The 12,320-nt window shown below is 53.2% G+C and carries 11 protein-coding genes and 4 pseudogenes; 4 read left to right on the top strand and 11 right to left on the bottom strand.

The features are described from left to right. Positions 1–1,081: 1,081 nt before the first annotated feature. Positions 1,082–1,294: pseudogene (locus tag PGX04_RS22200) on the top strand (IS5/IS1182 family transposase); the annotation flags it as partial. A 53-nt stretch (positions 1,295–1,347) separates the two neighbouring features. Then, positions 1,348–1,983, top strand: coding sequence for an IS6 family transposase (locus PGX04_RS22205; RefSeq protein WP_273740490.1), 636 nt, complete (start codon positions 1,348–1,350; stop codon positions 1,981–1,983). A gap of 24 nt (positions 1,984–2,007) precedes the next feature. On the opposite strand, the pseudogene PGX04_RS22210 reads toward PGX04_RS22205, so the two are convergent. The 9 genes and pseudogenes from PGX04_RS22210 to PGX04_RS22250 all read right to left on the bottom strand — a co-directional run. Beyond that, a pseudogene (locus PGX04_RS22210) lies at positions 2,008–2,154 on the bottom strand (response regulator); the annotation flags it as partial. A gap of 28 nt (positions 2,155–2,182) precedes the next feature. Then, complete coding sequence (locus tag PGX04_RS22215) at positions 2,183–3,181, bottom strand: PAS domain-containing sensor histidine kinase (protein WP_425498458.1); 999 nt, start codon at positions 3,179–3,181, stop codon at positions 2,183–2,185. Positions 3,182–3,563: 382 nt separating this feature from the next. Beyond that, the gene (locus PGX04_RS22220) at positions 3,564–3,911 is read right to left on the bottom strand and encodes a DUF7344 domain-containing protein (protein WP_273740491.1); all 348 of its coding nucleotides are present in this window, start codon (positions 3,909–3,911) and stop codon (positions 3,564–3,566) included. A 99-nt stretch (positions 3,912–4,010) separates the two neighbouring features. After that, entirely contained in the window at positions 4,011–4,670 is a 660-nt protein-coding gene (locus PGX04_RS22225; RefSeq protein ID WP_273740492.1) for a helix-turn-helix domain-containing protein, read from the bottom strand. Between the two features lie 86 nt (positions 4,671–4,756). Beyond that, positions 4,757–5,308 (bottom strand): annotated as a pseudogene (locus tag PGX04_RS22230) (IS1595 family transposase); the annotation flags it as partial. Positions 5,309–5,316: 8 nt separating this feature from the next. Beyond that, on the bottom strand, positions 5,317–6,408 hold the full coding sequence (locus tag PGX04_RS22235) for an IS630 family transposase (protein ID WP_273740493.1): 1,092 nt from the start codon (positions 6,406–6,408) through the stop codon (positions 5,317–5,319). A gap of 31 nt (positions 6,409–6,439) precedes the next feature. Further along, positions 6,440–6,784: pseudogene (locus PGX04_RS22240) on the bottom strand (transposase); the annotation flags it as partial. A gap of 181 nt (positions 6,785–6,965) precedes the next feature. Next, positions 6,966–8,732 (bottom strand): DUF4013 domain-containing protein, encoded by a 1,767-nt coding sequence (locus tag PGX04_RS22245; protein WP_273740494.1) that lies wholly within the window; start codon positions 8,730–8,732, stop codon positions 6,966–6,968. Between the two features lie 241 nt (positions 8,733–8,973). Next, positions 8,974–9,135, bottom strand: coding sequence for a hypothetical protein (locus PGX04_RS22250; RefSeq protein ID WP_273740495.1), 162 nt, complete (start codon positions 9,133–9,135; stop codon positions 8,974–8,976). A 281-nt stretch (positions 9,136–9,416) separates the two neighbouring features. Between PGX04_RS22250 and PGX04_RS22255 the strand changes: the two genes are divergently transcribed. Then, positions 9,417–10,103 carry a hypothetical protein gene (locus tag PGX04_RS22255; RefSeq protein WP_273740496.1) on the top strand — a complete coding sequence of 229 codons (687 nt, stop codon included), beginning with the start codon at positions 9,417–9,419 and terminating at the stop codon, positions 10,101–10,103. 162 nt (positions 10,104–10,265) lie between these two features. Next, positions 10,266–11,219: a transposase gene (locus tag PGX04_RS22260; protein ID WP_273740498.1), complete on the top strand. Its 954-nt coding sequence runs from the start codon at positions 10,266–10,268 to the stop codon at positions 11,217–11,219. 20 nt (positions 11,220–11,239) lie between these two features. Here PGX04_RS22260 and PGX04_RS22265 read toward each other — a convergent pair whose 3' ends face one another. Together PGX04_RS22265 and PGX04_RS34765 are read right to left on the bottom strand one after the other, a co-directional pair. Next, the gene (locus PGX04_RS22265; protein WP_273740497.1) at positions 11,240–11,554 is read right to left on the bottom strand and encodes a DUF7344 domain-containing protein; all 315 of its coding nucleotides are present in this window, start codon (positions 11,552–11,554) and stop codon (positions 11,240–11,242) included. Positions 11,555–11,840: 286 nt separating this feature from the next. Continuing rightward, positions 11,841–12,014, bottom strand: a complete 174-nt coding sequence (locus PGX04_RS34765) for a hypothetical protein (protein ID WP_425498459.1) — start codon at positions 12,012–12,014, stop codon at positions 11,841–11,843. Positions 12,015–12,320 lie beyond the last annotated feature (306 nt).

Genomic DNA, 12,320 nt, shown 5'->3' on the forward strand with positions numbered 1-12,320 from the left:
GGAAGGTCGAGCTAATCAGCTGTTTCGAACGGTCAATGGGATCAAAGAGTTCCTCTTAGCAGCTCTGCCAACGCTCAGCTCGCCGCAAATCTATGAGTATCTCTGCTAATGCCTATATAAGAAAACGGCACTAAATGTCTTCTGAAGTACAATATTTGTTGAGGGAGACGCCTAATAGCCTGGTCAATACGGGGAGTCTAGTTGATTCGTTTCCGACTTGTATAATAAGTCGTCACTCACAGAGCATGCTGCTCGAAAACCGATGTGAGGACCATGGTTCGATCTGAACGATCTCGTCCATGTCTCGGCCTCTGTCGGTATAGCCTTGTCAAAAGCGTTTCATAGAATAGGTCACGTACCTTGGAGACTCCGTAGTGAACGATAAGTACAAGCGAAGAGAGTACCAGTAGGTCACTTCATTTCTGGAAGCTCTTTATGATGTTCAGCGAGCAATTTTAATGTGGGTTCAATTTCGTCAAATTTGGGTCCTCGTTCTACAGAGTTCATTTCAGGAAACCAGTTAATGAATCCGTAGTTGTCTAATTTCGGCAGGTGAACGTGCTGGTGTTCGATTCTATTTGATCCCTCAAATTTCGTAATATTTGGTGGAGTATCGAATTCTTTTGACGAATCCGTTTTCGGACTCTCTTCCACCAAGGCGAATAACAGTTGCCGACGCTGTACATTCGATACTACTTCATATAGTTCACCATGGATCTTGCTTATACGAATGGCCATTAGATATTTAGGTATAAAGTACTCTCCCCGGATTTAGATGAAGTGACTATTCTGATAATTTGGTGAATAGATTTCTGCTTAGTGTGCAGGCTCTATCTAACAGCCTATTCGGCGAAGTTGGGGGTGAAAACAATCCCCTTGGGGCCAGTTCTATGATACACTATTGAAAGGATGAACGTCGATTACTTGTCTCCGCAGACAACCTCGAGGACTAACTCCTCTGGACCGCTCACCGGTACGTTTCGAGGGTGACCCCCGGGATGCTCGGCTGTGTTGAATCACTAGACGGCGGCGGAATGGTGCGCTAAATCGAAGGTCTTGAAGCGGGAGACTTCAGTTGTTCATGTCCCAAATCTCCCACTTCATTGGGGCAGTTGTGCCGATTGCTCAAAACGCTACTGGCGATGGAGACGAATCCGCCGCCCCGAAAGGTGGCGGCGGATTCGCCGACTATGCCCTCGTTTCCCTGCATTGTCTGCGGATTTACCTCGATACGTCTTACCGGATGACGATTGACCTGCTGAAAGAGATGGCACAAATAACCGGGGAGATCGGCCGGCGCTGTTTCGTTAAGCGTGAAAAGTGAGGCGGTGCGATTTTATGGTGTCCATGCCAAAAATCGGCCGCCTCAGCGGGTGTAGCGACTGGATCGATTTGAGTTTTGTGGAGCGAGAGCGAACACCGCGTCAGCTGATGGAACTCGGTATTCGACTTCACCTTGCTGACCTCTCGCTTTCGAATACCGTTCGAGAACTAGAGAGGTTCGGTGTCGAGCGCAGTCGTAAGGCAGTCCACGATTGGGTTCACAAATGCAATCTACAGCCGGCAGTTAACGAGGATCCGAATCACGTCGCGCTTGACGAGACGGTGATTCAACTTGACGAACACCGCTATTGGCTGTATACTGCTGTCGATCCAGAAACAAACAATATACTCCATACACGGCTGTATTCGACGACTACGACCGCTCTGACAGAACGGTTCCTGCAGGAACTCACTGAGAAACATGACCTTGACGATGCTGTGTTTCTCGTTGATGGAGCAAAACATCTTCAGACTGCACTCCGCCGATCTGGGCTCCGATTTCGATACGAAAAACATGGAAATCGGAACAGTGTTGAACGTGTCTTTCGCGAGATAAAACGCCGCACCTCTTCGTTCTCAAACTGTTTCAGCCACTCACAACCGTCGACAGCAGAATCGTGGCTCCAAGCCTTCGCCGTCTGGCACAATGCTACAAACTAAACACGACCGATCGGCCTCAAAGCGTGCATTCGTGTACCCGTCACGCTGATGGAGGAAATCGAGTGCTTCGACCCCGTCGATCGTGACGTGGAGGTTATTGCAGATCTGCCCTTCTTTGAACGCCTCTTCGGTGAAGCGGACGTCGCCCGGGTTGTCCTCGACGAGCAGGATGTCCGCTGGATCACCGGAATAGTCCTAGTCACTCACTGTGCTCTGTCGGCGGGTAGCGTGAACATAAACGTCGATCCCTCGCCTGGTTCGGATTCGATCCAAATGTCACCGCCGTGGCGTTCGACGATGCGCTCGCAGAGCGCGAGTCCAATCCCCGCTCCCGGGTGTTCGTCGTTCGTGTGCAGGCTCTGGAACACCTCGAAGACGCGGTCAGCGTTCTCCGGGTGATGCCGATCCCGTCGTCGCTGACCGATATCATCCACTTGTTACCGTCCCTCTCGGCCGAGACGTGGACCTGCGGCGATTCATCGCCGCTGTACTCGATGGCGTTGTCCAGTAGGTTCTGGAACACTTGGCGCAACTGCCCTTCATCACCGTCGACGCGGGGCAGCGACTCGGTCGTGATCTCGGCGTCGCTCTCTACGATTGTCATCTGAAGATCATCGCGCACGTCTACGAGGATGTCGTCTAGGTCGACGGGTTCGAATGGGCCCCCACGCGTGTCGACCCGCGAGTACTCGAGCAGTCCCTCGATCATGTCGCGCATCCGCTCGGCGCCGTCGACGGCAAAGTCGATGAACTCCTCACCGTCTTCGTCGAGTTCGTCGCTGTACCGCCGATCGATCATCTGGAGGTAGCTCGACACCATCCGCAGGGGTTCCTGGAGGTCGTGGGAGGCGGCGTAGGCGAACTGCTCTAAGCGCTCGTTGGACTCCTCGAGCTGTCGCTCGAACTGCTTGCGCTCGGTGATGTCGGTCAGGGCGCCAGGGAACGTCACGGGATTCCCGTCCTCGTCGCACTCGACGTGCCCGTGAGCGCTGACCCACCGGAGTTCGTCGTCGGCGTTCCAGACACGGTATTCTTCCTCGTATTCTCCGCACGATTCGACGGCGTCCTCGATCCGGGCTTCGGCGTGCTCGCGGTCGGCCTCGTGGATGGACGAAACGAGCCGTTCGAGCGGCACGCCGTCACGAGTCGCGTCGGGATCGATCCCGAACGTCCTGGCGAACGAGGGGCCAGCGACCAATCTGTCCTCAGGGATGTGCCACTCCCAGGTCCCGACCGCACCGGCCTCGGTCGCAGCCTCCAGTTGCGCTTTCGCACCACTGAAGTACCGTTTGCGTTCGATCTACGAACAGGGTGAATCAGGTGTCACGGAAACCCCACTTCCGTGACGCTCTCTGACGAGTCTGTTGAATGCACGAGCAGTAAGACATCTATTCGAGGGTACACCAGAGCTGATCTATCTGTACGATGGTGATCGCCAGTGAGCCCGGCGACTGATCAGGAACGGATCGACGCTACGACGACGGGAATTGATGTCGTCGGTAAATTCGATATCAAACGGATACCGTGTTACGTACTGGTTAGCGGTGTAACACACTTACCAGCGACCTAATCGGTGGCTATCAAAAATCATCTCTTCCTGAGACGGTGTCCAACACGCTATAGGCTACGTCGATGGTATCGTTCGTTCTGATCGTCCCTGTCTCGGGATCGTAGTTAATCATCCCCGTGTCCGCCATCTTTGGTAAGTGGATGTGATATAACTCCACCGCGACTCGATCCGCTTTCTCAGTCTGTTCGACTCCATCCAGTCGGTTCCCATCGGCATCGATGATTTCGCCAGCAACGGTCTCAATCGTAGTTGATGTCTCGATATCCCGAAGCACGCGCAGGAGAACCCGTCGTGTCGGGTGAGATACTAGGTCACAAATTCTTTCAATCGTACCGCCGTCACCGTGGCTGGTACTCATTATCAAGGGTGTACACTACGCTCCCGTTTCCAAGACAGGATAGTTATAACCACCAGTTTATATGCGAACGAGACTCGACAGTATGTTCTATCCACTCAATCACGAACGTTCGCCTGGAGCGAGCAAGGCATTCCGAAGTACCTTGTCAGCGCCCCTCCGGACACGCTTGGAGGCGGCCTGCTGAGAGATATCTAACTCATCGGCAATCTCCGAGAGAGTGGTTTCTCGCGGGACTTTGAAGTAACCGTATTGAACGGCGAGAACGATTGCTTTGCGCTGTTTGGATGTGAGTTCGAAGATTTGTCCAGCCCGCGAGGCTTCTGTGAGTGTGTAGACGCGCTCAACGTGTATGGAAATATCCTGTTCAGTGCAGAAGTTGTAGAACTGCCCGAGTAGATCGTGGTTGAGAAAGCGCACGCGGAAGTGCCATCCCTCTTTCATTGTTGACGCTTCGAGAACGACGGCCTCGGTTCCTGCAAGTCCATCGAGAAGGCCGTCCACGTCATGAGACCATTCAGCACGGTACAATGCCGTCTTGTCAATCCGATCGAGTTGCGTGATGCTCTCAATATCTGGATCCGAGAGAACATGCCGTTCGAACGACTCGAAATCTTCACCAGTCGCCCAGAAGTACGGGACGACCCGGTTGCCCGTCGGGACGATCGCTTCGAGCTCGAGTACCATTTCCTCAATCGTAGCAAGGGCTGAACCGAAGACGAATTCCTCGGTCGAGAGAGTGAACTCAGCGATAACGCTCATACAGTCTATTTCGTGAGAAGCGCCTTTACCATAGCCCTGAGATGAGTTATCTTTCTCAGTCGCTCATATGTAGCACATTGTTGATTTCAGAGAGTCGCTTTGACAGCGTGTTTGAGTGCTTCTCGACCAGGTTTTTCGAAGAGTTCGCTGCGTAGCTGAAAGGCGCGGAGATACTGTATCAACTTGTCCTTCGAGATGCCTCGATGCGGCGAGAGCCACCGTCGCGCCAGCGACGCGTGGCTCTCGCAAGTGTTGACGTGAACGTCTCCATCGGCGTATTCGCCGTCTCCGTGGACGACGTATTCGCGGTCGAATTCGTCGTCGTTCTCCAGTGGGTCGTATGCTTGAAATCCATCAGTATAGACGGTTAGCGACTCCTCCTCTCGGAGTACGAGGAGGAGTCGCACCGTCGATTCGTCGGCGGATTTCGCTGGGACAACGTATCGTTGCCCCGTTCCACGGTCAACGATGGTGAAGACGGGTGGCTTGTCTCCCTCATACGAGCCACGTCCGCGTGTGGACAGGCCACGCGAGCGCGACTCTTGGTCGCGATCGCGGCCTTTCTTCCCGGCAGAGACGTACAGTTCGTCGATTTCGACCGGTCCGACGAGGTTAAGTTGAGGCGCGTCGAGCGCTTCACTAATGACTAAGATAACTTTTGAAAGTAAAGGAACTTCTGACACCACTTTTTTGCGAAGCTGATGCGTTCTGTTATTTGGTCGAACGTATCTTCGACGAGATCTTTAAACTCATCTTCGTCTTCAACGATGATCGGACACATTGTCCACTTGAGATAATCCCAGACCTTCTCGATTGGATTCAGATGCGGTGAGCTCGATGGCAGAAAAATCAGATCGATCCCGAGTTGATGCGCACGCTTGCGCGTGTGCTTACACACATGGGACCCGTGCTTGTCCAAGACGAGCAGAATCCGCTTGCCGGGATTCTGCTCTCGGATCCCCTCTAAGACCTCGCAAATACGCTCTTTTTTCTCGGTTTCCTTGAACGTGATGAGACTTTCTCCGTTGAGTGCATAGAACCCAACAGCTGAATCTTCTGTCTTGACTAGCGGTCGCTCGATGTGCGGATCATCAACGTACCAAACCCGGCGTGAATTATCGTACGGCTGTGGTTTTGACGCATCAAAGAAGCCTAGGACGGTGCCGCCATCGGTACAGATATTGTCGTCAACGACCCAGCCGTCGTCATCTTCACCCTCGCGTTTGTTGTGTGATTTGTCGCCCTCCTCGAGCGCGTCGTCGACGCGCTCTTCGAGGATTTCGTCTGGATTCTCCGGTTGGTGGGGACGCTTTGGTCGTGGTTTCGCGTACGAGAGGCCAAGGTCCCGAAGGAACGTCCCGAGATAATTCGGACTGTACTCGACGGCGAATTCTTCCTGGAGAAGATGCTGAATTTCCTGTGATTTCCAAGGCTGATCTTCACGGAGCATCTCAACCAGTTCTTCTTGTTGGTCTTCGTCGAGTTTCGGGGGTCTGCCGCCCCCGAAACTCGGCATAAGTTCTTCGAAGCCACCCTCATTCCAGTCTTCTGCCCAGCGTGTCCCAGTGGCTGGCGATCGGCCTTCCCGATCGGCAGCCTCTGGAATCGTATCGCCTTGATAGAGGTTCTTGACGAAGCCAATCCGTCGAATATGATGCTTGTCTTCGGCTTCCCGCAGTATCTCGTCAATCTCTTCTTCAGGAAGGTGACGCTTGATCTCCGTTCGGCGTGGTCCCATTACTCGGGCATCACATTCCACTTGCAAAAGTATTCATACTCATTACAGAGCGCTCGACGCGCCGATGCATCGTCTTGTAGGTCACATCGATCTCTCGCTGAAGTTGACGAAGACTCGTGTTGAACCGCAGAAACGCGTAGATCGAGAACAATCACTTGCGGAGCGCAACCTTCGAGTGAGCGAAAATTGTGCCTGTCTTATCGTTGAACGGGCGGTCGCAATTCTTACAGAGGGAGCGTTGAAACGCCCCATAGCTGCCGTTCTTGACCGTCAGGTCAGAGCGGCAGCGAGGGCATTCGACGCCGTCACGCCAGCGAACCTGTTCCAACAGGTCCGCTGCGAGCGATTCCGAACTGAACACATTCAACGGAATCATTCGTGTCGGACACCGCTAGCCCGGTGTCCTTGCCCTCTTTGGTTCGAGAGCAGCAGCTGAACGGTATCAACAATCTCCTACAGAAGAGCGTACTGCAGGAAAACAGTCGAACGACGGTTCGTCGGAAGAGCGCCCCATCGTGCATCGAACGCTTGTTTTCGTCCACGTTCGTCGCCCCCATCTACGACTCGTCTGCCCGATTTACATCCACCGGGTCCTCGTCGGGTGTCGTCGCAGCGAGCATTCGAGTACCGACGTAACTCCCCATATAGTGGTAGGATACGAGGATGAACGAGTACAATATCAGGAAAAACAAGATATGTATCCCAAATATCGTCAGCACTAACAGGATCGTTGCGCTCGAGCCGGTAGTGGATACGAGGAATGATGCGAAAAAGGCCCACAGGAACGACCACAGGAAGGATATCGTAAAAAAACCTCCGACGAGGGAGAGATAGCCCGTAATGTACGTCTTCGATGTTACGAGCGACAGGATCGTTCTGGCAACGCCAGGGAGATTGACCACCGTATCGATTCGCCGTTCTTGAACGTACAGCAAGAAAACCCCGTAAGTGACGTACTGAACGGCCACGATGAGAACTGTTTCGAGCTGTTGATTCCCCTCCGTTGCTGCCCCCACGAGTCCGCCAACAGGGAGGCCGATCCCCGTGAGTAACAGCGCGAGAATCTGCATCGGAAATAAAAAGAAAATGAGAAGTATTATTGCCGGAGCGATACCTTCTCGGCCGAGGGCGATCACGTCCCCCATCTTTGGTAACGTCGGACTGAGTGATATTCCAGCGTCACAAACCCGGGCGAAGTAGCCCGCTAAGAAGACGAAAAACAACAGTCCAAGCCATCTGGCCGGTCCGATACCTAGCTCGTAGAATATTACGAACAAAAGGAAGAGAGCGCTCCCAGGTAACAGCACGCGCCACTTCTTCTCACTACCCCAGACGAAGCGCCACGATTTGCGTAACGAACTCAACGCTTCCCGGAACGCCTGAGACCAAGTCATCCCCCTTCCAAGTACCTGACGGTCAACGCTCGGGTCAGACACCGTCTCGAGTCCCTCGTGATACTTTTCGGCGTACGGCTGGAACGGCGCTCGCGACGATTTGAGTAGCCCGCCGAGGTATGCCGATCCAGCGCCGGTGTTGGACTGCGGCGCGTTGATAATCCCGCTCAAGGGATCCGTCTCGCCGTCGAAGTGACCCGTCAGCCTGCTCCAAGTGCTGGAACGCTTTTCGTAGTCATCGGTATCTCCGGTCGCGTTCGGGAAGGTATCCCCGATCGCATCAGGTCGAGTGTCTCCCGTCTGGAGCGCTTTTATGCCCGGATCCGCGGAAGACATAGTGGAGTCGTCAACGGGACCGTCGATACCCTCGGTCCGAACGGGTGACTGGGACGATTCCTCATCGGTTGGATCGTTTTGCGCTATCTGCGCGTCGAACTGATAGCTCTGCCGAATGAAATCGCCCATATTGTACGCTGGGACGTAGCAGACGCGGATTTTCGCAGGTTCGCTGGTGCTTCCGTTGCGAACATCCAGCTGTTCGCCCGGCGCTAGTTCGAGGCTCTCTCCCTCTTTGAGCGTTATCGGTGACCGTGTCAACGCTTCGCTGCTGCTAGCGCCGGTCGCCCCCCACTTCAGAACGTATCCCTCGAGGGAGCCGTAGATAACTTGGACGTACTGGCGCTGTAGCGGATTCTGTCGATCAAGTTCGAACAAACTCCCCGAGAAACTCGGCGAGATGACTAGCTCAAATTCGAGAGCATGCTCGTCTTCGGAACTGAACAAGAGACAGTTTCCAGTTCGTGGGTCGACCAGCAGTCTGTTAGTATCGGATATCGAGAAAGTATCCCCACTGGAGATACCGTTAAATCCCGGTCCGTCGGCTGATCCAGTCGTCTGTTCTCCGCCATCTACCTGCTCTTTTTCGGTCAATGTTCTTCCTCAATTTCTCTTCCCGTGATATTCCCGTCCCCATGCTAATTGTTATACTCTATTACTGCTATTGAAGGGGAGCTGAGAATATAAATTTGTATGAGTAATTATGTGTAATTAATTTTCCTGGATAGGTTTGTTGATCGATGATCCGCCGCTCTAAACTGCCCACTACTCTCCTCGATTAAAACAGTCGACGAAAGGCACTTCACCGTTTGAGCCGGTGCAACACCGCTTCAGCTCACTGTTCCGGATACGGAATCTCGAGTTCGTCAGCTTGTCGTCGTTCATATGCGGCCTGTGCGTCGGCTTCCACGTCGACGGCCAGCACATCCGCGTCCGATCCGTACTCACATTCGGCGGCGATCGCCACCGGCGCGGTACCGTCACACGGGTCGAGCACGCGGTTGCCCGGTCAGTATACGCACGAATCCAGCCGAGCGACGGCGTGAGCGGTTTCACCGATCCCCACCCAAGTCCTCGCGTTAGCGACGGCATGTACAGAACACGAGTTTGTACTGGAAACTACCTACGAATAGGGTACTACTTTATTTGGAGATTGATATCACTGTTGGGTATGTGTGTTGTGCTACAAGAGGTGGCCAAAAAGTGGACAGGCTATTTTGTCTTACGATCATTTTCACTTGAAAATAGTTTATCTACTTACAAGTGGTATATCATACCATGGACCGCCGTGAGTATCTTTTAACGACTGGCAGTATCGCAATCGGACTTCTCAGCGGGTGCCTAGGGGCTGATAGCACTCAAGCCGGCCCTGGAGGCCAATCTGATGCTACTCAATGGTATGGAGAATACACAGGAACCGCCCAAGTGACTACACTCAATATCAGTTACTCTGGAGAGCAAGTGAATACATACTCGCAATATGGCTCCTATCAAACGTCTGTAGTAGCCACCATTGCAGAGCCTGGCACCACGGAAGTCAACAAAGAGAACAACCCCGTCCATTTAGCTGTGGGTCCAGACCCGAATTCGGTGCAGGGAGCAGCTGGAGAATTCCACCTTATATCAGCAGGAAGGATTAGTACTGAAGACCATCCAGAACTGTCTGTACTCCAACCATGGAATCTGCAGTTACAAGAAAACGCGCTTACAGGGGTTATTAACCACGAACTCCCCTCTGGGCACAATTTCTTCTATGAAAAAAGCCCTGGTGTGGATACAACCGTAACAGAAGTAGATCTCCCTCCAGTGACATGGGAATACATGGCTGGGACAACCCTAACAGCCCAGTTGAACCAAGGTAGTCTTCAAATGGAGGTTACACCACCAGCAGAGGGAGCAGCAATCGGCCTGGACGACCAGAAGGCCCTCGCAATTCACATCGCCTGCGAACTTTCACGACAATAACTGCATTAGTGGACGATCCAGTAAATCCGTACCCAGTTACGATCTTCACCGAAGATAGGCTTGCGCAGCGGTATCAAAGCAAGTCACAGGTGATCCTGCGAACGAGCCGTCGAGCGTAATCGACGGCTCGTATCGCTCGTCGCTGTTAACGATACAGTCGAACTGGTCTTCAAAACACTGGAGACAGAGACAACGGCACTGTTCGAACACCTCGATCTGTCGTTCCTCACTGATTATCTCGTGTTCGCCCCCGATCCGAGGGGGCGAACACGAGTTCACGAGCCTATAGAACTCCTGAAAGGTGTCCTTCACTGCTTCTACAACAATATCTACGGCCCTCGTCCGATGGCGCGGGAACTGCACAACGAGGATGTCTGGCGACAGTGTGGCTTTGAGCATCCGCCGTCCCGGCGGACACTCTCACGGTTCATCGCTGACTTCGAACTCGTCGCCGAAGACGTCTTCATCGAATTAGTCCACGAGCTTGCCGAGCAGGTGCCGCTCGGCAAGCTCTTCTGCATCGATGGGACAGATATCCCAGTTGATCACCGTGACGAAGACGCCGACTGGAACTACGATCACACAGAAGACGACTACTATTACGGCTACGGCTGCTGTGTCGTCACCGCAGCAAATAATATTCCGGTCGCAGCAGCGTTCACCCCGGCGAAGAAAGTCGATGAGGAGACGGCGATGCGCGTCACGCGTGACGCGCTCGCCGTCGATACTCCACGCTGGTTCCTCGGTGATTCAGAGTTCGATATGCTGGAGTGGTACGACTGGCTGCTGGAGCAGTCAGTCGTGCCGATATCGCCGTACAACCCCCGGAATACAGACGATCCGCCAAACATAGAGTATCGCGTTGAAGAGCGAATCAAAGACCACAGCGACACGGTCCGTCTCTGGCAGCGCCAACTCAACGAGACGTATACAGAACGCTCACGGGTTGAAACAGCGATTGGCGTCTGCAAGGATCTCGGCCTCGGGGCCCCGCGGGTCCGAAGCCGAGCACGTGTCAAATCACACGTCTTCATCGCTCTCTGCCTTCGATTAGCTGTCGCCCTCGCTAATTACCACCGAGGAAACGATGTCACCAGCCCAACCATCACGCTATGAGAACAGTTCTGCACCACCGCCTAGAGATTCGCAATAGAACCCATCATCATTTCCAACGTAGAGTGCCCCTGATACCGGACTGTGTTGCTCCTTTGGTCGTACTCAATGGCACCGACATCTGCCAGTTGAGGGAGGGTCAAGTGGTGGAGTTGGAGAGTAACCTGTTCTTCTTCTCCAGTATCCTGTTCGATAATCTCTTCTGCAAGATCCTGAACTGAGGCTACGTCATCCGACACGTTTTGGAAGTAGTTTAGGACAATGCGTCGGTGGTGATTAGCGAGTATAGTCAGCAGCTCGTCCTTCTTCTCAGGGTGGAGTGAGTTCTGTTGTTCCATTATCGAAGTTCGCTTGTTACAGTGTGAGTTCTGTATGCGAACCACGTGGAAAACACGGGAATGGACGGCAGCACGCCGTCAACGAGATGTCCACTGCTTGTTAAGGCGGACGCACACCTGTATCGTCAAACGTGTGTCAGACATATAAGATCCGTCTTCACCCATATCATCACACTCTGGAACTACCACTGGTCACTTTCTCATCTCTACTGAGCGATGTGTGCTTAGCCTGTACTGAACGGTAACCACATGTGCGGACTGAGCGATTGGTAGAAGAAGAGTATGGTTAGCAGTAGTAGACCCAGAAGGAGTGTTCGTTCGAACATTCGAGTTCTGTGTATTCACCGAACGCGGCGATGTACGGACTAACTTTCAGTTCCACGTCCCTCTCTAGGACTGGTATGCTGCTGTTCTCTCCGCATTTCGGACACGCGACTTCCCGAGTTTCTTGTACTTGCATCAGCACTGATCACGTAGTATACACCACGAATGATGATGAACTACCCGCCTCTCTACTTGATAGGTTCGCGGCCACTATGTCATCTGTACTTATCGTTTGTCGGGTAGTCACAGAGAGAGGGTATGGAACTTTTCTCTGACACCCTGTTGATCGAATGTTACGCTAGGCCAGCGTCCTCGAAAGCCTCATTGACTACGTCGGCAGTTGGAGCTTTCAGGTGCGGCTCAATCGCTTGGAATAATACTCACGGACATAAATACGTAAAGACATCTGGAACTTTGATTCGGTTGAGTGCACAGAGAGCAG

It is taken from the genome of Natrinema soli (assembly GCF_028618695.1).